This window comes from Avibacterium sp. 21-595 (assembly GCF_023611905.1).
Lineage (GTDB): Bacteria > Pseudomonadota > Gammaproteobacteria > Enterobacterales > Pasteurellaceae > Avibacterium.
Window position 1 is genome coordinate 1,623,894 of the sequence record NZ_CP091455.1, and the last position, 20,663, is coordinate 1,644,556.

Genomic DNA, 20,663 nt, shown 5'->3' on the forward strand with positions numbered 1-20,663 from the left:
AAAGGGTAAGCAAAATAAGATTAAAAAAGTCCAACGGCCATCTTCACTAACCAGAGCGAGAAGAAAATCAGAATAAAACCAATAATCAAAGCGGTAATAAAGGGACCCCAACCTTTTTTATCGTTTTCATCTGTTGCTTGCGTATAAGTTTTAATTAAGGCTCTAACGACGGCATAGATACACCAAGCTGAAAATAATACTGCTGCAAGGGTGACTAATGATTTGAGCACAATAAAAACAATTTCCATCGGATCGGTCGTATTACTATCCACGCCAGGAATTTTAAAATCAGGAATTTTGGATGCGTCAGGTCCTGCGGCTAAGGCGTTTTGCACAGCCCCAAAACACAGAACTGAAAAAGCCAAATAACGCTGTGTTCCCCATTGCCAAGAGCGTTTTACTTGTTGAAAAAAAGAATGAAAAAGAGTCATAATTACCTCTCAGAAACGAAAAATATCACGACAACAATTAACACTGCTGCCCCTTTCAGAATCAATTTTAAGTAGTCAAAGATGTCCCCCTTAAACCCACTGAATAACCCGCTGTAACCTTTTTTCATTGCCCATACATAAGCAAATAGCAACAATGCCACGAAAATAATCGCAAAGAAGGCACGAAGCTCAGTAGCATTCAAGCCACTAGCAATTTCAAAAGCCTTAAGCGGGGTATAATCACTTGCCATACTATCCTCCTTAATGTCTTAATTTGGTGTAATCTTCTTGCAAGCGACGAGAGGCGTTGGGATCGCGAGGAATGGCACGTGTTGGATTAATATATTGATTAATGCCACTTTTAATCGCATTAATATCTCGACGTGCAGCCTGATAATCAAAATATTCACGGTTTTTCTCCGAGGTCTGAGCGAGTACCTCGGCACGCGTAAGTGAAAGCTGAGCAGCCTCAAGCTGCTTGATAGCTTGAGCTAACTGTGCAGTTTCAGAAGCCTGCACAGTTAATGTCATCATTGACATTGATACGGCAAATAAAACCTTTTTTCCTAACGGATTCATCGACAACTCCTTAACTTAAATTGATTCGGGTTAAGGTTGCCAAAAACACAATGGGAATTTAATGAGAAATTCTATTCAGAATTGAGAGAGTTTTTAGGGAAAAAATAGATACAGCGTCAAAGGTATTGTTGAGGCTCACGAAAAAGATAAATAATCTGATACTCAGATTAAACGACATAATAATATTGAAGGAAATAATTCCTATTTCCTTCAAATTTCATTCTATGCAGTGCGACGTTATAAATATTTTTTAAAGCTCGCTGCCGTAATACAAATAGATAAACCAAATAAAAATGCGGCAGGAATTAAAATAATATTCGGGTAAACAGAAACAGGAATGGACAAATAAAGTACCCAAGAGCCTATCATCACAGGCTTAATGTAGCGTCTTGCATGGTGATACAAAAAACTTGATTCTCGTCCTGAGCCAAATTTACGCAAATCACGCATCATTAATCCCTCCGTAAAACCTGCAAAGGCGGCTAATAGAAACAACGGACTGGTAAAAATAATCACAATCAACCGCACAACAAAGGTAATCGACACATAAATAATGGACTCTAAATAGGCTCGCGTATAATGGTAAATCAAGTATTCCCAATCACTGTGTTTGTTGGGTGACTGTAACCAAGGCTGAAACCCAGTTTTCACAAATAGCCAATCATGCAAAGTGAGGGTAATAGTATTGGCAAGCTCACTCGGCGAATAACCAAAGAGGCTGCGTGTTGCACTTTCTGAAATCCAGCCTAATTCCTGAATCATCATCGCTTGGCTATGCCGATGACCTTGTTCAGGCCAAATAAAGGCAATCCCTAACCATTCAAAGAGAATGCTTAATAATAGAGAGATAAACAATGCAGCCAATAAGGCTGAAACTGTATGACAAGGCCCCTTTTTCTTGCTTGAACTTGAGGTTTGTTCACTCACTGAAGTGCTTCCTTATGCGATAACTGACAGTGAATAAGGACGTAACCTTGCTCATTTTTCGTTGACACCAAATAAAAGCAGGTTCGTTGTTTTGCAATATCTTCTTCGCGTAAAGGAACATCACTGGCTGTCCACAGTGAGATGCCCTCATCGGCATACTTTGTGGCAAATTGATGCACGGAATCTTGGCTTTCGACCCATTTATTTAAATAGGGCTCGAGATAAAAAAGCAGCGCTTCAGCATTTGGTAGCCCACTTGACACCGCAAAGGCTTCCTCAAAATTAATATATTGATTCGGTAAATCAAGCACATTGGTTTCATTTTCAAACATCATTCTTCTTCTCCTATATCATCATCGGTATCCACTTGACTAATGGCATCACTTTCCTCTTCGGGCATATCTATATCGTTACCCCAATCCACCTCTACCTTGGCAATGCGTTCTTCTGCAATCATCTCTTCAAATGAACTCGCAATATCTTTTGAGGGAGTATATTCCTTAAACGCAGGCTCCCACCAATTTGTCGCCACATGGTAATGCTTTTGCATTTTCTCCAAAAGTTCTTGCATCGAAGCGGGGATCACATCGTCTTTATCAATGGCAGGCAGTGGCATTCGCACTTTATATAACGTACTCCCGTTCATCAGAATAAATGCTTGCCCCTTAGGGAGGTTGGTGACATTCGCCACATCTAATAATGGCACTTCTTTTTGTGAAATCCGCTCTCCTGTATTGGAGGTAAAGGCTTTGTCATCATCAGGATTGCTTGAGTCGGTCACACTAGAGGTAACCATACTCTGTAAAATCGTCACCCGATGCAGTTGATCGGTAAGCAATTTTGCGGTTTCAGGCGATTTAACCCGAAACATAATCAAAGTATTAAAATTACCAATAGTTTGCTCGGCTTTGGCACGATTGCCCAAACGGGCTTCAATATCGGCAATGGTTTGGGTATAGGCGGTCACTTGCATACCTGCCCCACGTCCTTTATTGATAAGGGGGATAAATTCATCGCCCATTAGCTCATTAAACTCATCGCAATGTAAATTGATTTTTACGGGTTTATTTGAACCGCCAAATGTCTCAGGTAATCCTTCATTTACGCCGTGCTTATAAATATGTCCAGCCATTGAAACGAGATCGGCAAACATACTATTACCTACCGCCGCTGCAACCGTGGCATCAGAAAGCGCATCAAGCCCAACATACACAATGCCCCGTTTACGTATCACCTCTTCCCAATCAAAAATTGGTCGTTCATCATTCACATCCGTATAGTCTGGCGATAATAACTCTTCGATTTTCCCCGTGGTCAATTTTTCCAAGAGCGGTAATAATGACGCCACAATCTTATCAAAATAGGTTTTATCATAACGTACAGCCGTCGCCAATCCTTCAAGCACAGGATCGAAGATTTTATTTTCCAAAATATATTGATTGATCACCCAAATCAGTGGGCGGTCTTTCATACCAAAGGATAAATTTTTTACATCAACGCCTGCGGCAATGCTTAATAGCTGTGGCCAAAGTGCAGGATCACGGGCATCAAAATAGGTTTTCGCATAATTAAGAAACAGAGAATCAATATTTTGTACAAAACGAGAAATTTGCGAATAATTTGGGCGTTCCCCCATTTCAACCAAGGCTCTCGCAACAATATTGACAAAACGCCAAGCAAATTCTTTAAAGGCGGCAGAATTACCCGCGCCACTTAACTGCCCTGAAATCCGCCCTGCAACCTCTGAAACACGCCCAAAGCGTCCAATCGGGTTATAGCGTGCTGAACGTTCAGGATAGCCCAAATGGAACATATAAAATTCCTTATCACGCCCAGCCCGTTTCGCTTCGGCATACATCCGTTTTAACATATCGGGATCGCCTTTGGGATCAAAAAAGACAACCACTTCACGCTCGGCTTGCGTTTTTCCTCGATGAATATCTTGCGTAACAAGGACCTCAGCAAAACGGGTTTTCCCTACCCCCGTCGTGCCAAAAACTGCTGTATGCCCACCGCGTGAATTTAACGGCTGCATCACATCAATTTCATTGACTTCAATCCCGTGAATAGCGGGAATTCCCTCAACAGGCGGTAAGGGTCTGACGGGATTAAAAGGAGAATCTGAGGTGGTGAACTTGGTGATCACATTATCGTGATGTTTTTCATATTCTCTAGCACGCAGAAAGAGTTTAGATGGGCGAAGGTATTTTTTTCCCTCTGCTGAAAAGCAATCATATAATCGCTGAGTATGTTCAGGTTGCCATTCAAATCCTCGACCAAGAAATAAAAATTTCTGACTAACAGGAATTTGACGACTAGTTAACGCATAATAAGGTAATCGCTTTAAATTCCTATGGTAACGCACAATACGCCACCCTTGTCGAAAGCGAAAATAACTGATCCCGCCAAAGCCTGCGGCAAGTCCATAGCCAATCATCGGATTTAAGGCAAGAGACCAAGGTGCTACCGCACAAATATAGGCACAAGCGGCGTGAGCCGCAGCGGGATAAAATTCCACAGGGGGACGCAGTAGCCCTTCTAATAAATACTTCGATGCCATTATTGTGATACTCCTGTTTCAGTGATTAGTGCAGGATAATGATTCAGCTTCAAACGGCGGCTTAAATCGTCCGCACTGGTTGGTAATAATGGCAAATTTGGGGCAAGCTCGCGTAGTGCGGTCAATTCCTCAAGGGTTGCTACATTCACCACTAATCCCACTGCTTGATTGGCTAATAATACGTCATAATGTTGTTTAAGCCATTGACGAGATAAGTTATCTACTCCCACTAAAAACAGTGGCGACATTCCTGTCAAGTCAAGGGCTATTGGATTAACTTTGCCAGGGGTTAAACGATGGGAAACCACAGGGAGCATATCGGCCTCACTAATGGTATCGGGAATTGCATTCGGGAAATGGGAGGTATTTTCATCCGCCTCAGGCTGAATTCCTTCATAAAAACGCACCGCACTTTCACCACCTAAATCAGCAATAACGGGCAATTCTGCCGAAACGGTACTTGTGCAGAAAACAAACATCGCACTCAACATGAGCGAACGAAGTCGGTTCATTTATTTTCTCCTTAAAAAACACACATAGATGAAATAACCTATCGCCGCAAAATTCAAACTAATGAGTAGCGTAACCCAATAAATCTGATTAAATAAGGCTTGATAGGCTAAAGGGTAACCTTGCAATCTAGCTAATTGAGCTATCGTTGTCTCAAAATGGTCAGGTGAGAAAAAATAGAGCCATACACAACCATAAACGACGAGAAAACAAACCCCAACGCTGAAAATAAATTTGATAATGGCAGCAATTTTTTTATTCATCATATTTCAAATCTCGTAAATTTCTCTTATCGTTTATTTTGGCTCAATCCAAACAAGCTGTGTACTTTGTGGTTCAACCCAAAAAATCCCTTGATTTTTCACCGCACTTTTAGGGGTAACCCAAGCGTAGTTTTGTTCGTTTAAATGGATTAGATTATTCGCAATTTGTTTATGCAGTCGATAACGCTGACCTTGATACGCAAGAAATTGCGCAACCGACATACCTTTACGCATACCATTACGACGCATATTGCGAATATCTTCGGCATTCGCACGCCCTAACAAGGCTCGATGTAAGCCCTCCAAACCAATGTTATGAGCAAGATAGAGATGTTCATCAGTCGGTTTAATGCCACGTAAGGCAAACTGTTCTAAATGCCAACGGGCTAATAAGGCTGTAGCATAGGTATTTGTGCGGCGATGACGCCGCGGATCGGATTTTGTGCCACGATTGGAGGGCGTAATTAATCGCATTCCAAGCATTTTCCCTCGCGTACTCTGTGCTAACCAATTCCACGTTTTTTGCGTAAACTGTCCAACGCCTAATGCCCCTGTTGGCGAACGTTTTCCATACCAGCCATCTTCCATCTTTACTAAACCTCTTAACATCGCCTCACTCACTTGATAATGTCGTGCCGCATTATGGATATCTTGATCGATGTCTTGACCAAAACTAAACGCCTGTGCCGAAACCGTACAGGTACACAACAGAAAAATACCCACTAATAAACGAGTGATTGCCATTGTCCGTCCTGTTGAATTTGAAATGCGGCGGGCATTTTGCCTTTCGCATACTGCAACCAATACCCCGTATCGTGATTTAGGGTAATTAACCGTTTTTTCACCTTAATCGGATCAATGTGATGTTTCTTCGCCCACGCTTGAATCGCTTTATCATTCCCGCCGACGATATAAATATCGACAGGGGTGCTATTCCCTACATGGGAAAGAATACGGCTCACATCCGCCTCACATTTTGCACAGTTGTCTAAACGGGTAAAATAAATCACCCGTCCAGCCGATTGTGAAATATGCGGTTCAACCTCAAACGGCAATTCATTAGGATAAAGTTTGGCAAAGGCTTTATCATAGGCACGCTGAAATGCAAGCTCCCGTTCAACACGTTCATACATCTTACGGGCTAAGAGTTCAGCATATCGGGTACGTTCTTCCTCGGTTTTTGCTTCAATGCCCAAGGTCGTTAAGGGGTCAAGATTCGGCGACCATATTCCCCGCTCCCCTTTTTGTAATTCAAGGTAACGTTGCCATTCTTCAGTGGTCAATCCCCATTCCTGGGCTTTCTGTTGTAATTCGGATTGGGTGAGGGGATGTGTATCTAGCTGCTTTTCAAGGGGTGTCGTGTGGCTTGATGTTGCTGAAAGTAACGACGAAGAACGCGTTAAGGGATCCGCATTTCCCTGAAACGAAATGCCTATCCCCAATATGGACAATGAAACCCACTGAGCCAATTTATTCATTGATCACCTCAGTTTCTGTCGTGGTTGAAATGATTTCGACACGTTTGGTTTCCACATCAATAGGCTTATCACGCGGTGTAAAACACACCGTACGATTAAACGCATTTAACGTCATTGCGTAGGCAGGACCTGCCAACATTTGGAGGGCTTCACGAAGTTTGATTGGTCCAAATTGACGATGAACTTTAGGGAGCGGTAACGAAAAGAGCGACGCTGTTTGATTAAAATGAGAACCTGCACAAAGACGCAATCCTGTGCCTGACAAGGTGCGTGTTAAACCTTGTTCAACGGTTACCACATTAAGGTTTTTTTTCTTTGGCAACATATTTACCGTCACCATCTGTTCCAGTAAATACTTCTGTCCCTCTTCTGGTGAAGTGTTCACAAGCGTATAACGACCCTGACGGATTATTTGTGTTTTAGATTCATCTAAGCTTTGATAAATATCTGGCACAATAACTTGCTCAAATTTCACTGAAGGCGGAGAGGTATTTTGTCCAATAACCACTTCTGGCTCGGGCAAGCCCTGTGTTTCAGTAGCCGTTGATAAACCTTGTTGAGGGTGTTGAACACAACCGATCATTGTCACACTCACACACCCTATAATTAAAAGTGAAAAATAAGATTTTTTCATTGTTCTTCTCCAAAGCTAAATTGATGAATTATTGCTTTACTATGGAGAAGATAAAATGGAAGTGGAATAATTTTTTATTCTGGCAATAGAAATAAATAAACGCATAGCATTCTTGCTATTAAGTCATACATTTAGAGAATAAATGGCAATAAGAAACCCGTTTATTACACAATAAACGGGTTATGGTTAGTGAGTTAATTTTACTTACATAGAACAGGATTACCTTCAGTATCAACTTTTACCGTTAAAACTTCATTTTTTATCCTTAAGTAAGTAACATCATCAATACAAATTTCTTGTATTGGCGAACGAGAAAAAATAGCCTCTCCAGTCACGTTCTCATATATCAACATAACGATTAGTGAAAGTAAAATAACGGCTGAAATAAAAAATAACCCTATCAATAAATTAGGTAAATATTCCTTTTCATTGTTCATAAGTTCACCTCAATTTTTATTCAAAATTTCAAGGAAAACCTCCCATAGGGAAAGTTTCCCTTATGGGATATAGTACGACGAACATTCGCCATACTTGGACATTAATGTAATGTGGATTTGATTTCTTCCACTTTTGCCATAAACGCATTAAGCGTGTTAATCGCTTCACCATCAATACAAAAATGGCTGTCGAAACCATTTACAAAGGTGAATACCTTAACTCGCTCATCGCCCTCCTCTAAACTAATCTGTTCAAAAAAGAGACTTTCGAGTCGTCCAATAACGAGGCTTTGGTAAATATTGCCAAGATGAGGAATTTCCTCACAACCTCGAGCCACTTCCCAAACCTCGCTATCTTCAATTGTGGCATTAAAGTGATAAAGAATGCCCTCCCAGTCTGCTAAATTTTGGCTAACAGAATGGAGATAGAGTTCAGGCATAATATTATTGCAGTACATATGTGTTTCTCCTAAATAATCAATCAGAGAGAAACACACCCTAAAGGGAAGTATTTCCCTCTAGGGTTAAGATAGTGTAATAATTAGTTTACCTGCACAGATAAAGCCACTTGTCCTTTTTCTTGTTCAATGAGCATTAAGGCATCATTGAGCAAACGATGAACTTGCTTTTTCCATTGCTGTAACAACTCCCACGGATTTTGTGGTACTTCAGCAAAACCACGTTGTTTCACAAGGTCAATAATACACTGGGCTTTATGCATAATACTTTCAAGCTCAATGACTAAACTGTTAACCAAATAGGTTTTACCTGGCGAAATAAAAGAGAAATTACGCATTTGTGCATTGATTTGTTCCATTGCCTCTAACGCCTGCTCTGAAATTAGTTGAAAATCCCAGTGCGTTGGTTTGAGTTCAAATGGACGCCCAAAGGCTAAAAGTGCGTGACTGCCATTTAACAATTGTTGACATTGTTGAATAAAGGCTGGGTTTTGCATTGTTTTTTGAAAACAAGCATGTTCTGGCTCAAACGCCTGAATACACGCAAAATCCATACTCATTGATTCATCACATTCAATCTCACGTTGACATTGTGATAATTGACGATAAAACCCTTTCACTGAGGACAGATGCGTCAACTCACTGACACGATCGCAGAGTTTATAGGTTAAATAGATGAATCGTTGCTGAATATTTTTTACGGTTTCATCGTAAATTTGAGCCGCTTCCAAAACTTGGTTTACCGTTAATGTTGTCATGGTGTTTCTCCTTAATTGATAAAAAAATGAAAGGGAAACACCCCATAAGGGAATGTTTCCCCTATGGGTGAATAAAGTGCGGTCAATTTTCACTGCACTTTTAATGTTAAAGATAAATGCAATTAACCCCAAAGCCGCTGAGCTAGCTCAACTTTTTTCGCCAATTCATTGACTTTTTTCTTGGCGTAAGTGAGGGAATAGCTATGCTCGCGTTTTTCTGGGTTATCCTTCAAATCTTGATGATTTTCCTTGGCTTTTGCCAATTCAACCTGAAAATACGCAAGACTTTCTGGCATAGATAAATCAATGACTTCTGCACGCTCTCGCCAATAAGGGATTTTATCCTCATAACACTCGGCTTTTTGCATTTCTTCGACCGCTTTATCCATACGTTTGGCATTTCGCTCAATTAAGGCACGATGTCGTCTTTCGCTATGATGTCCCACTTTAATGGGTTCACCGAGGCTTAAAAACTCACGTCCTTCATTTGCAGCGTCACAATACTGTTCGCTACGCGTTTGAGCATTGTCTGCCACCGTTTGATAGTGTGCAGCTTTTTTAAGTGCATAGGTCTGACGGTTTAATCCATCACAACGCACGAAAGAATAAAAATAGAAGTCATCTTGTTGTTTCACAAGGTTGTAGATTTCTACTTTCGTTTCTTTCCCATATTTACTGGTTAGCGTGACAATATCCCCTCGTTGATGAGGTTCAGGGCATTTCGCCAAAAAGACATTTGGAACAAATTTTGCATACGTGTTAAGTGACATAAGATATTCTCCTAATAAAACAGGGAATATCTGCCCCACAAGGGAAAATATTCCCCTATGGGTATAAGTCGGAATCGACCTATTCAAAAATAGGTTGATTTAATGTGAAGAGTTAACGGGGTTTGGCTTGTTTATCTGCTTTCACGTTTTTTCCAGAAATCAGATCCCAATTCGCCCAATATACCAAAGCGGTAAAAGTACCTGCTGCCAGGACTAAAACACTTGATACACCTAATAACCACCAGTTCATACAAGCCTCCTTAGCGATGTTGCTTCGTGCGTTTGACTGGTTTATGTGCCTTTTTTAACATTATATCTGCCACATAATTGAGAAGCAAACCTAATAACCAAAAGGTAATACCAACAGTTAAGAGTACAAAAGCCTCTATTTCATCAATATTATCTTTAGCTAAGACAAAACCAATCAATCCAACGCCAGCGATGGTTCCCGCTTTACGAAAATCCTCCGCAATATATTGCAACGTTTTCGCTGGAATTTTGTTAAAAAATTTGTGAATCATATCGTTCACCGCCTTTCATAAAATTAAGGGAACGACACCACAAGGGACATCATTCCCTATGTGGGGTTGAGTGAATGTTAAAACAGGCAATCAACGGTTAATCATCGCGATAAATATCACCTGAAACCGTATTGACCGCTCCCTGTATCCGTTGTGCTTGCACATCACCATTCACGGTTTTAACACTACCAGACACATCGCCGTGTATAGACACATCACCATTGACCGTTTCAATGCGTTCGACATTACCTGTTACCGCAATATCGGTGACATTGCCTGCATCAATATGATTCACATTACCGAAGACTTCAATGTGTAAAACGGGTGCTTTTTCAAGCACAATCACCTGCCCATCAATGGTAAGCTGTGGTGCTTGAATTGACACTTGTCCATTCTCTATTGAGATGGTTTGTGATGAGACAACCATATTTTTCACATTGCCATGAGCAATCTGAGTGAAGACAGGTTTTCCGTTAACATAAATACCTTGTTTCATTGTATTCTCCTGCTAAAAAGAAAAATGAGGATAAAGAAAAAGACTGACAAATGTGCCAGTCTTTCCGTTGAGTATAATGATTAAGCTTGTGGTGCTGATAATTCTACGTTGGCATTTTCAACATGTTCTGTTTTTGCTTCAGTAGAACTAGAATATTTGAGTTCACCATCAATTTTAATCATTTTGATATTAATCAAGCGACCTTTCAATGCCACGCCTGTATCACCTTTCTTGTGATTTTTACCGTCTTTTTGATAGGTAAAAGTATCAAACCAAAGGTCTGACATCACAAAGGCGACCAAGACTTTTTTGTTAGCATTTACAGCATCTTGACAACGTTTAACCAGATTTTCCGTATCTTTTCCAACCACATTACAGTTGAAAAAACGGTATTCAGGCTGAGATGATTCCCCTACTAATGCAGCAATATCGCAAGAGTAGAAAGGCGTTCCTTTTTTCGGCTCCACTAAACGGATATTGTTCAAGTAGCCTAAACCTTGAGTATGAAGGTTGAAGAAATTTTTTTGTGTAGATGAGTTAGACATAATGTTTCTCCTAAAGTAAAAATAAAAAAAGCGGAGAAACATCCTTACCCAACACGGGAAAAATGTTCCCCGCCAGGGTTAAACAGATGAGGCAGCATTCCTGTTTTCACAGCGTCATCTTTCAGAATGCTGATGACATTTCGGCTGGTATTAACACAACTACCACTGCGGGCTAGTCCGTTGCTCTTTCAAGTGTTTGGCAACTTCTAAGGGCTACAACGTAGCGACTTAATGCCCACATTAAACCGCAAAATCGCCTCTCCCGTATAGAAAGAATTAAATATTAATAAAAAAGAATTTTGTTCCATAAGTAAATAAGCCATAAATGAACAATTCACTTATGGCTTATTTACTTTTTAAGATAACAATTTGAAAAAATTGTGTGAATGACAGACCAATATAAATGGATGATTGAAATCTTCCCATCTTCGTTACAATGTTTGATTTCCTATCGCATCTACCTGATTACATTGTGGTCTTTAATCAGTATAACGGAGGCATCTCAATCGATACAAAGGGCACCCAATTTTTCACCAGTGGGCTCTGGCTAGGATAAAGAAGCAACGTATTGCTAAGTCGTAATAACACTTAATAAAATGCGATAACGACTTAGCAATCACGCGATTGTCAATAAAAAGATAAAAATACACACTCCCAATATCACAGAACCCTTTTTCAGAGTGCTAAGGGTATTTCGGCACAACATTGATGACCGACAATGTTAAAACGGCTTACTTTTGCCTGCCATACTACCTTATTTGACGGACTGACGCAAATTTGCAAATTGTTGAGAAAGGTTAATCGGTGCTGCTTTTCTGGCAGAAGATTTTTTCTTTGCGTTTGATTCAATATATTTGCATTGTGGATAGCCCGCACAACCCCAGAAATCCCCATTTTTCCCTTTCATTTTTCTAAGTGGCTTACCGCATTGTGGACATTTTTTAATGTCTATATTGCCCATTTTAACGCCTTGATGTCCACAGGTTTGAATAAGATGGCGAATAAACTGTTCTTGCTTTTGCATAAATCCCTGCAAGCTCATTTGGTTCTCAGCAATTTGGTTTAAGGCTTGTTCCCACAATGCCGTTAAACCAGGATCTTTTAATACCGTCGGTAAATTATCAATCAACATCACACCTGCCTCTGTCGCCACAATGGATTTCCCTTTCTTCTTGATATAACCGCGGTCATAAAGGGTTTTCATAATACTGGCTCGAGTGGCTTCTGTCCCCAGTCCTTCTGTTTCGCGTAACTGTTTCTTTAGCCGTTCATCGGTAACAAAGCAGGCGACATTCACCATTGCCGTGAGCAATGTGCCTTCTGTATAGTGTGCAGGCGGTGTGGTTTTAAGTGATTTTACTTCCGTATTCATCACTTTCAACATTTGCCCACTATTCAGTATTGGTAAACCTTGTTTCTCTCCCTGTGCTTCTTTAGAAGCACGAAACAATGCTTTCCACCCTGCAACCACAATCACTTGACCTTTAGCAATGAATTGATGCTCTCCACAAGATAGCTGAATCTGGGTTTTATCCACTTCAAAGTGCGGTAGAAATTGAGCGAGATAACGACGACGAATTAAGTCATAAACCTTAAACTCATTCTCGTCCATTTTGCTAATATCGACGGGCTGTGTTGTGGGAATAATCCCGTGGTGAGCGGTAATTTTTTTATCATTCCACGCACGGGATTTTTGGCTCAAATTAAGCTGTGTTCGTAAAGGCTGTAACTTAGGATCTGACTGCATTAGGCTACTGATGACCTGAGGCACTTCAAGTAATTGTGCTTCAGGGAGATAACCGCAATCCGTACGCGGATAGGTGGTTGCTTTATGTTTTTCATAAAGGGATTGTGCAATATCAAGCACTTGTTGTGTTCCTAAATCATAGAGGCGATTACACTCTGCCTGCAAATCACTTAATGCAAAAAGTAACGGCGGACTTTCTTTTTCCCGCTTTGTTTCTACATTCTTCACTTGCACTTGACCCGCCTGACGAATCTGTTGCTCTGCCTGCTGAACAACCTTTATCTCTAAACAACGCCCCTCTTCATCACAATATTTTTCAGGAACCAAAAGACTCGCCTCAAAAGACTGCGTATTGGCTCCACAGACTTGCACCATCAAGGCATAATGCGAGGTCGGGACAAAATGAGCAATTTCCTTATCTCGATTCACTACGAGAGCCAATGTAGGACTTTGCACTCGCCCCACCGAAAGCGGCGGACCTTGATAACCTTGTTGCTGTGCCAAAAGGGTAAACATTCGACTAAAATTCATTCCAATTAACCAATCTGCCCGACTACGAGCAAGCCCCGCATAATAAAGTGGCAAGGTTTCTTCATTAGTTTTAAGGTGGCTGAGGGCTTTACGCACACTAATTTCATCAAGTGCGGTGATCCATAGCCGCTGAATATGTCCACGATAGCCCGCAATGTCCAATAACTCACGGGCAATCGTTTCCCCTTCTCGATCAATATCAGTTGAAATCACCACCGTGCGTGCTTTTTTCAGCAATGCCATCACGGTTTTATATTCTTTTTTTGCATCAGGTTTAGGGGAAACTTGCCATTGGGAAGGGATAATTGGGAGGGTATCTAATCGCCACGCTTTAAGTGCAGGATCGTATTGTTCTGGCGAAAATTGTTCGACTAAATGCCCTCTTGCCCAAGTCACAACGATTGTGCCATCAGCGGTTGATAAATACCCTTCCCCTTTTTGTGTTGCACCAAGCACTTTTGCAATATCCCGTCCTTGACTGGGTTTTTCGCATAGAAATAGTTTCATCTAATTACCATTAAATAACATTTTTAATGGTTTCATTTAATCAATAACAATATTAACTCACAATTTTTTATTCTATCTAAATCTAAATAAATAAAACAATCATCAAGATTAGGCAATAATGAGATTTTTGTTCAAATACACTCCAAGGCTCGCTTTTGCAAAATTGTTCTTATCTGATTTAAACTTCTCCTCCTATTTATCTGATTATTAAATTGATTTAATGCCGAACTTTGTTCTATTCCTATGATAAAGTTTGGGCATTATTCAATTCTTATTAACTAGGAGATAGATTAATGAACAAATATCAAAATGACGCATTATCAAATCGAGCTATTCTTAATAATGGTGAATCACCTGAATGCCATCAATGTGACGAGCCTATTATTTTTTCATTACAGGACAATTATCATCATTTTTCCCTTAACTTATCCACCTTACTTGAATGCTTAAAATTTGCTGAAAACGAAAACGTTATTCCACCTATTCCTGAAACTTGGTGGGACGAAATCTCTAAGATAGTAGAAATTCCCTCTCACCATCTCTAAAAAGTAAAACCCTTCTCTTTAGCAACTTCTTTGGCTAGTTTTATAAGTGATTTATTATTTTCCTTTATTTTTTCACTTAATTTAGTTTGATCAAAATGGATAAGGTTTTCAATATATTTCGGCTCCAGTTCTAACTTATCTTCATAAATGAGGTTATTATTTAGCATTACTTGAAATAGCAGTGTTTCAATTAATGTATGTTGATTTAACTTAGTCTCATGAGCAATAAAGCAAAACTCCAAACTCTGATAACCATTTGTGTTATTGCATATCTTACCATTCTCAATTGCAAGCTCTTGACAGCTTTCTAAAGCCTGAGCCAAACGGCTTTTAAGATCAATTTTTCGATAAAACAATGTATTCGCTCGCATAAAATACATTAGCATAAAAGGAATATTTATCAGAGTGGAGCCAGGATAAAGATAAGCTTTACTATCAAAGTAATCATTCAATAAAATGCGTGCAAATGATTTACTTATATATATTCCCGTGTATTTAGAAATGAGATAAATCATACGATCAAAGTTTAGGACAAGCTTTTGGATAATTGAACGAACAAGAGGATTGACTTCAGCTTTTCTAGTTTCTTTATTATATTCTTGCCGTTTAGCACGGTAGGGGCAATAATCATAATCTTCCTGATAATAAGAGGCTAATCCCGACAAGGAATAATTGATATGCTTACCATAAGGTTTATCAGTATTACGCAGTTTTTTGTAAAGTCCAATAACCTGTACGGGTCCATTACAAGCGGGACAAATGGCATACTGATTAATTTCACCAGAAACATTTCGGCGATTAAACAACTTAGATTTATGCGTTTTTTCTTCAAAAAGTTTTTTCTCTATAGGGTAATTCTGAGTATCATTTTGATCAAACTTTATTCTATCCATAGTGCCTCCTATACCTCACTACATTCAATCATAACATTTACGGACTCATGAGCAAATAAAAAAGCCCAATCATCAAGATTGGGCAACACTGAGGTTTTTGAGCAAATAAACCTATTTAACTGCTTTTAAAATATCTGCTTTGATTTGATTAGCAAAGTCTTGAGAACCTTTCACCCTCCAAGAAATAAGGGTATTTCTGCCCTCTTTTTCTAAGATAACTTCAGCATAATATCGACCTTCTTTGCCAAAGGAATCTGCCATTCGATAATAAACGCCTGGCGTTTTTTCATGGACATAGCCGCCTTCGGCAATTGCGCTTTTCTTCCATGCACAGTTCTTATTTGATTCAGGATCGCATTTTAACATTTCTTCCATTGTTTCAAACCCCACATTACGCTTAATGCGTACGTATAGGGTATCAATATCTCGTTTGGAGGTTAAGGTATCCGAGAATTGTTGTTTATCCGCATTGAGCGTACGATTAATTTCTCCCGCCCAATCCCCTACTTTGTGGTTAATTGCAGAAAGTTCAGCACAACCTGAGATAATGCCCAATATAAAAAGTGCAGTTGTAATTTTTAATGTTTTCATTATATCAGCTCCAAATTATTAGCAAACTCAAAACGGAATATCATCGTCTAAAGGCATGTCATTAATATCTGACTGTGGTGCTTGCGTTGATTGTGAAGTGTTTCTTGGAGCTTGATGCACAGGCTGTGTAGGTTGAGCATATTGGTTACTACCTTGACCTCGATCTGTACGGCTATCTAGCATTTGAAGCACATCACCTTGAATTTCTGTGGTGTATCGGTCTTGCCCACTTTGGTCTTGCCATTTACGGGTTCTTAAACGCCCTTCTACATAGACTTTCGAGCCTTTGCGTAAATATTCTCCCACAATCTCAGCTTGACGACGATAAAACACAATCCGATGCCACTCGGTTAATTCACGTTTTTCACTTGTATTCTTATCTATCCAACTTTCACTAGTTGCCACACTTATATTGGAAACCGCTTCGCCATTCGGCATTGTTCTTACTTCAGGATCTGCACCAAGGTTACCCACGATAATCACTTTATTAATCCCTGCCATAATGTTGTCCTCACAAATGATTGATAATTGACGTTATCTGTATTAAACGTGATTTTAGTCAGGAATAAAGGGGGTAATTCAATTTCAATTTTAAATAATTATTGAGCTGCTATGGTTTACTTTAATTGTGAATGAAATTTCTATCTTTGACATAACAACCTCCATTATAAATAACGTGTCAAATTAATTACCTAACTACTCTATTTTTTATCTACCAGATAAAAACCGATATAAGTACCATCTAGTATTTCATCTTTACACTTATCATTGCTTCTATTTAACTTTATTTCAATTGGTAAATTAAATTGCTCAACTAGGGAAAGAAATCTATTCTGGCTTAAATAAAATGCAAAAACCTGTTTTCCATTTGAAAAATCATATATATCTGCACTATCCCCATAGTGGGAACTTAAGTAAGTATAAAGTGCCAAATTACGGCTTTCACCTAACAATAAGTCTTGTTGTATACTTTTTGAATCTTCCCACGATGTAATGCTGTACGTTATATCAATAAAATGATTAAAATCTATTTGATGCTCCATTACTAATACTCCTCTATTAATCAGTGATTGTTATCTATAACCTATCCAAAGGTAATGCCATTTTTCGTTAAGGTAAGGGGCTTGTCCCCTTACCTTTAAAAGGCCTTTTATATCCAGCGAGTACAAACCTTGAAAATCCAATGAGTACAAACTCAAAAATCCAACCATTACAAACTTTTTTAATTAGGCGACATTTCACCTTGAGTGATATCTTCAACTTCGGTTAATTTATCAATGGTTGCGGATAATTGTCGCATCATCGAATTTAATACCGACATTTGCATATTTAACACCAAGCGTTCTTTTTCCATCTGAGCAATACGTTTTTTAATGCCGTCAGATACCGAACTATCTTCAACAAGTCCTTTCCAAATCAACCCGCCTTTTTCAGCGGATTGATTCGCTTGTCCAATCGTGATACGCCAACGTAAAAAATGCCCACCTGAAGAAGAGGCTTTATCTTGCATTAAACGAAACCCTAAGGCTTTTGTAATCTCATTGCTTCTTAATTTTTTGACAATATCTTGATGTTGGCTGATTAAATGCTCTCTCACTTGATAAAGAGAGAGCTGTAATTGCTCACAATCCTCTACACTATTTACTTCGCTAAAAAATTGTTTCATTACTAAATTCAGTGGAGTTTGTACCGCGAGATCCCGATACATATTTTTAGGAATTAATTCATTTTTCATCTTTATCATTACCTAAACCTTGTGCCATTCTTATGATGTTTTTTTATTCTGAGCCATTCTCAACAAACTCATCTTGTTCTGGTTCAGCTTCAGATGACGAGGCATTTTTTATGACTGGAGCAAAATTTGCACGTTTTTCACCAGATAAAATTTCAGGGGATAATTCATATTTCATCCGTTTTATTGCAGCTTTATAACGTGCGTTATTTTCGATTGCATCGCGGCGGGTAATCCCTGAATGGCGATAATTTTCAACTAAGCCAAAACATTGACGTATGAGTTTTGCCCCAGCTTCAATCCAATCTGAAGCCTCGCTACGCGTCATTAAGGCAATATGAGATGCGGCCATTACCGCACAAGCGAGCTCATCAAATTTCAAAAAAAGGAAAATTAATTGATAGCCAAGTTGAGAATTAAAGGTCAGTGCATAACGTGCGGGCTCTACTGATACTGAATTTTCCATATGGAATGCCGCTGGGATTTGTTCACGATAAAGGTAATTTACCTTATCAACCAATTGCTGCATTTCCTGACGATAACCTAACACTTTGGTTTCAAACCGTAGTAGATAGTCATCCGCATAAGGATCATCATTCGTTGCCGCACGTTGAATTTGACTTAATAAACTCAAGCAATTCGGCATACTGATGATCCCTGCACGGGTAATTTTGCCTTGTTCATTCCGCACCGCAGCACGCCCCACCCATAATTTAGAAGCATGATGGGTATTGATAGTAATTTCAGGTGCACTGCGTAATGGTCCTGGTCGTTGATTTTGAAGATCGGTAGTTGTCATATAGATACTCCTTATTCTATGGTTGATTTTTGTACTTTGAAGAACCCTTCTTCACTGGTTGTTTTTTGTACTTTGTCCAGCCCTGGACAGTGATTAATTTTTATACATTGGAAAGTCCCTTTCCAGTGTTTATTTTTTATACTTTGGAAAGTCCCTTTCCAGTGTTCATTTTTTATACTTTGGAAAGCCCCTTTACAGTGATTAATTTTTGTACTTTGCAAAGCCCCTTTACAGTGGCTATTTTTTGTACTTTGTGCAACCCTTGCACAGTGCTTATTTTTTGTACTTTGTGCAACCCTTCTTCACTGGTTGTTTTTTGTACTTTGAAGAACCCTTCTTCACTGGTTGTTTTTTGTACTTTGTCCAGCCCCTGGACAGTGATTAATTTTTATACATTGGAAAGTCCCTTTCCAGTGTTCATTTTTTATACTTTGGAAAGTCCCTTTACAGTGATTAATTTTTGTACTTTGCAAAGCCCCTTTACAGTGGATATTTTTTGTACTTTGTGCAACCCTTGCACAGTGCTTATTTTTTGTACTTTGTGCACCCATTCTTCACTGGTTGTTTTTTGTACTTTGAAGAACCCTTCTTCACTGATTATTTTTTGCACTTAATTCAACAATTGTGCTTTAAATTTCCGTATCATTTCCGCTCTAGCTTGACGTTGTTCAAGTGTTGGCACAGACGATATCGTTTGTTCTTGCTCTGGCACAATCACTTGTGGTTTTGATTGATTCACCACTGGCGTATGACATTGGCTTAAGTGTTGTTCAAGTAAATAGGGATTAAATTGTCCTAAATGGGCTTTTCTCACTAGGCTTAGCAAATACCCTTGTGGTTTCTTAATGGTCCCTTTTGCAAGACGTTCGCCCGCTTCAAACAAAATGGCTTGACACAACCCTAGGTCAAGCCCTTCCATCGCTTTGGCTACAGCCCGTTTTTCAAAGTCGTTTAAGTTGAGTGTCCAGTCAATTTCCTCTGGTGTACCTGTACAGTATTTATTTATAAATACCGTACTGTACTTGTACGTAGCATTTGCTAAGTTCCTTAATGGAACTGAGCATAAAATCAATGACTTAGCCTGTTTTTCTTGGCTGAGTTCCCTATTGGAACTTGGCTCATTTTGACTGAGTTCCTTAATGGAACTCGGTAAATTGATCATTTTTTCACTGAGTTCCTTGCTGTTTTGACTGCGTTCCTTATTGGAACTCAGCAAATTCTGCTGCACAGTATCTAAATTTAAATGAGAAAAATCAGCCTCTTTTTCACTTCCGAGACGAGAACAATAATCTTGATAACGGGCTTGCATCCAATCAATATGTGAAACATAGTGCCATTGGGTTTTATCTGAAAGAATATTATCGACAATATGCGTCGCAACCCCTCTCACTATGACGTCTTTATGTTTTGTGGCTGAATGGAGCAAATGTAAATAATCTTCATTAAGTTGAATCGCATCTAATATGGGAATAGGCTCATCGTGCAGTAAATAGACATTCCCTTTTACTTGCCCTAATTCATTACGCACGGTTTCACAAAGAGTCAACCACCTTGTCAGGCGTAGCAGTAATAAGGTTTGACTGACGGTTTTACGCGATAGGCTCGCATTCAAGTAAGGCTTATCTGAAAGCAGTTTTCCTAACACCTCGTAAGACGGAAATAATCCCCCTTGAAACTCTCTAGCTTTATGCTTGATCAGTTGCCAAGCAAATTTGGCTCGTGGGGTTAAATAAGGATCATAAAGTAGCCGTGTTGGCACGGTTTCGTGCTGATTCCCAAAAAACAGTAATCCCTGCTCTGTTTTAGGCGATGTGGTGATTTGCTCAAAAATTGTCATGTTTAATTCTCCAAAACCTGTATTTAATTATTCCGATTGTTTTGGGTCTATATTTCGTTATAATGCTTCTGCATTTTATACAAGAAGAATGCCAAGGCGATTTTTCGCCAATCC

At 39.4% G+C, this 20,663-nt stretch carries 28 protein-coding genes; 1 reads left to right on the top strand and 27 read right to left on the bottom strand.

The features are described 5' to 3' along the window. Window positions 1-20 precede the first annotated feature (20 nt). The 20 genes from L4F92_RS07415 to L4F92_RS07510 all read right to left on the bottom strand — a co-directional run bounded on the left by L4F92_RS07415 (window position 21) and on the right by L4F92_RS07510 (window position 14,152). Entirely contained in the window at window positions 21-431 is a 411-nt protein-coding gene (locus L4F92_RS07415; RefSeq protein ID WP_250349914.1) for a DUF2976 domain-containing protein, read from the bottom strand. A gap of 2 nt (window positions 432-433) precedes the next feature. Further along, complete coding sequence (locus L4F92_RS07420) at window positions 434-682, bottom strand: DUF3262 family protein (RefSeq protein ID WP_250363247.1); 249 nt, start codon at window positions 680-682, stop codon at window positions 434-436. Between the two features lie 10 nt (window positions 683-692). After that, on the bottom strand, window positions 693-971 hold the full coding sequence (locus L4F92_RS07425) for an integrative conjugative element protein, RAQPRD family (protein WP_442778838.1): 279 nt from the start codon (window positions 969-971) through the stop codon (window positions 693-695). A gap of 276 nt (window positions 972-1,247) precedes the next feature. Next, window positions 1,248-1,937: a TIGR03747 family integrating conjugative element membrane protein gene (locus L4F92_RS07430; RefSeq protein WP_250363248.1), complete on the bottom strand. Its 690-nt coding sequence runs from the start codon at window positions 1,935-1,937 to the stop codon at window positions 1,248-1,250. Beyond that, window positions 1,934-2,272: a hemophilus-specific protein gene (locus tag L4F92_RS07435; RefSeq protein ID WP_250363249.1), complete on the bottom strand. Its 339-nt coding sequence runs from the start codon at window positions 2,270-2,272 to the stop codon at window positions 1,934-1,936. The genes L4F92_RS07430 and L4F92_RS07435 overlap by 4 nt, the downstream gene beginning before the upstream one ends. Further along, window positions 2,269-4,497: a type IV conjugative transfer system coupling protein TraD gene (traD, locus tag L4F92_RS07440; RefSeq protein WP_035686607.1), complete on the bottom strand. Its 2,229-nt coding sequence runs from the start codon at window positions 4,495-4,497 to the stop codon at window positions 2,269-2,271. The genes L4F92_RS07435 and traD overlap by 4 nt, the downstream gene beginning before the upstream one ends. Further along, complete coding sequence (locus L4F92_RS07445) at window positions 4,497-5,009, bottom strand: integrating conjugative element protein (RefSeq protein ID WP_035686610.1); 513 nt, start codon at window positions 5,007-5,009, stop codon at window positions 4,497-4,499. Before L4F92_RS07445 ends, traD begins: the two co-directional genes overlap by 1 nt. Then, window positions 5,010-5,273, bottom strand: a complete 264-nt coding sequence (locus L4F92_RS07450; protein ID WP_250363250.1) for a hypothetical protein — start codon at window positions 5,271-5,273, stop codon at window positions 5,010-5,012. It lies immediately after the preceding gene. Window positions 5,274-5,303: 30 nt separating this feature from the next. Next, complete coding sequence (locus L4F92_RS07455; protein WP_250363251.1) at window positions 5,304-6,014, bottom strand: hypothetical protein; 711 nt, start codon at window positions 6,012-6,014, stop codon at window positions 5,304-5,306. After that, window positions 5,993-6,748: a TIGR03759 family integrating conjugative element protein gene (locus tag L4F92_RS07460; protein ID WP_250363252.1), complete on the bottom strand. Its 756-nt coding sequence runs from the start codon at window positions 6,746-6,748 to the stop codon at window positions 5,993-5,995. The genes L4F92_RS07455 and L4F92_RS07460 overlap by 22 nt, the downstream gene beginning before the upstream one ends. Then, the gene (gene pilL2, locus L4F92_RS07465) at window positions 6,741-7,382 is read right to left on the bottom strand and encodes a PFGI-1 class ICE element type IV pilus protein PilL2 (RefSeq protein WP_250363253.1); all 642 of its coding nucleotides are present in this window, start codon (window positions 7,380-7,382) and stop codon (window positions 6,741-6,743) included. The genes L4F92_RS07460 and pilL2 overlap by 8 nt, the downstream gene beginning before the upstream one ends. A 200-nt stretch (window positions 7,383-7,582) precedes the next feature. Then, window positions 7,583-7,819 (bottom strand): hypothetical protein, encoded by a 237-nt coding sequence (locus L4F92_RS07470; protein ID WP_250349903.1) that lies wholly within the window; start codon window positions 7,817-7,819, stop codon window positions 7,583-7,585. A gap of 101 nt (window positions 7,820-7,920) precedes the next feature. Further along, the gene (locus L4F92_RS07475) at window positions 7,921-8,277 is read right to left on the bottom strand and encodes a hypothetical protein (protein ID WP_250349902.1); all 357 of its coding nucleotides are present in this window, start codon (window positions 8,275-8,277) and stop codon (window positions 7,921-7,923) included. Between the two features lie 83 nt (window positions 8,278-8,360). Further along, window positions 8,361-9,035 (bottom strand): hypothetical protein, encoded by a 675-nt coding sequence (locus L4F92_RS07480; protein WP_250349901.1) that lies wholly within the window; start codon window positions 9,033-9,035, stop codon window positions 8,361-8,363. Between the two features lie 122 nt (window positions 9,036-9,157). After that, entirely contained in the window at window positions 9,158-9,805 is a 648-nt protein-coding gene (locus L4F92_RS07485) for a DUF3560 domain-containing protein (protein WP_250363254.1), read from the bottom strand. 112 nt (window positions 9,806-9,917) lie between these two features. Continuing rightward, the gene (locus L4F92_RS07490) at window positions 9,918-10,055 is read right to left on the bottom strand and encodes a hypothetical protein (protein ID WP_250349899.1); all 138 of its coding nucleotides are present in this window, start codon (window positions 10,053-10,055) and stop codon (window positions 9,918-9,920) included. Window positions 10,056-10,065: 10 nt separating this feature from the next. Then, window positions 10,066-10,326, bottom strand: a complete 261-nt coding sequence (locus L4F92_RS07495) for a hypothetical protein (RefSeq protein ID WP_250363255.1) — start codon at window positions 10,324-10,326, stop codon at window positions 10,066-10,068. 97 nt (window positions 10,327-10,423) lie between these two features. Further along, entirely contained in the window at window positions 10,424-10,822 is a 399-nt protein-coding gene (locus L4F92_RS07500) for a heme utilization protein (RefSeq protein ID WP_250363256.1), read from the bottom strand. An 80-nt stretch (window positions 10,823-10,902) separates the two neighbouring features. Next, window positions 10,903-11,367: an STY4534 family ICE replication protein gene (locus L4F92_RS07505; RefSeq protein ID WP_250363257.1), complete on the bottom strand. Its 465-nt coding sequence runs from the start codon at window positions 11,365-11,367 to the stop codon at window positions 10,903-10,905. Between the two features lie 754 nt (window positions 11,368-12,121). Then, the gene (locus L4F92_RS07510; RefSeq protein ID WP_250363258.1) at window positions 12,122-14,152 is read right to left on the bottom strand and encodes a DNA topoisomerase III; all 2,031 of its coding nucleotides are present in this window, start codon (window positions 14,150-14,152) and stop codon (window positions 12,122-12,124) included. A 293-nt stretch (window positions 14,153-14,445) separates the two neighbouring features. Between L4F92_RS07510 and L4F92_RS07515 the strand changes: the two genes are divergently transcribed. After that, window positions 14,446-14,697: a hypothetical protein gene (locus L4F92_RS07515; RefSeq protein ID WP_250363259.1), complete on the top strand. Its 252-nt coding sequence runs from the start codon at window positions 14,446-14,448 to the stop codon at window positions 14,695-14,697. Here the strand turns inward: L4F92_RS07515 and L4F92_RS07520 are convergent. The 7 genes from L4F92_RS07520 to L4F92_RS07550 form a co-directional block, all read right to left on the bottom strand. Continuing rightward, window positions 14,694-15,590 (bottom strand): hypothetical protein, encoded by an 897-nt coding sequence (locus L4F92_RS07520; RefSeq protein ID WP_250363260.1) that lies wholly within the window; start codon window positions 15,588-15,590, stop codon window positions 14,694-14,696. The genes L4F92_RS07515 and L4F92_RS07520 overlap by 4 nt on opposite strands. A gap of 111 nt (window positions 15,591-15,701) precedes the next feature. Further along, window positions 15,702-16,181, bottom strand: a complete 480-nt coding sequence (locus tag L4F92_RS07525; RefSeq protein WP_250363261.1) for a hypothetical protein — start codon at window positions 16,179-16,181, stop codon at window positions 15,702-15,704. A 27-nt stretch (window positions 16,182-16,208) separates the two neighbouring features. Then, window positions 16,209-16,682, bottom strand: a complete 474-nt coding sequence (ssb, locus tag L4F92_RS07530; RefSeq protein ID WP_250363262.1) for a single-stranded DNA-binding protein — start codon at window positions 16,680-16,682, stop codon at window positions 16,209-16,211. Between the two features lie 200 nt (window positions 16,683-16,882). Beyond that, entirely contained in the window at window positions 16,883-17,224 is a 342-nt protein-coding gene (locus L4F92_RS07535) for a hypothetical protein (protein ID WP_035689393.1), read from the bottom strand. Between the two features lie 179 nt (window positions 17,225-17,403). Further along, entirely contained in the window at window positions 17,404-17,925 is a 522-nt protein-coding gene (locus tag L4F92_RS07540; RefSeq protein WP_250363263.1) for a DUF3158 family protein, read from the bottom strand. A gap of 34 nt (window positions 17,926-17,959) precedes the next feature. Next, on the bottom strand, window positions 17,960-18,712 hold the full coding sequence (locus tag L4F92_RS07545; RefSeq protein ID WP_250363264.1) for a PFL_4669 family integrating conjugative element protein: 753 nt from the start codon (window positions 18,710-18,712) through the stop codon (window positions 17,960-17,962). Window positions 18,713-19,322: 610 nt separating this feature from the next. Further along, complete coding sequence (locus L4F92_RS07550; protein ID WP_250363265.1) at window positions 19,323-20,549, bottom strand: STY4528 family pathogenicity island replication protein; 1,227 nt, start codon at window positions 20,547-20,549, stop codon at window positions 19,323-19,325. Between the last annotated feature and the right edge of the window lie 114 nt (window positions 20,550-20,663).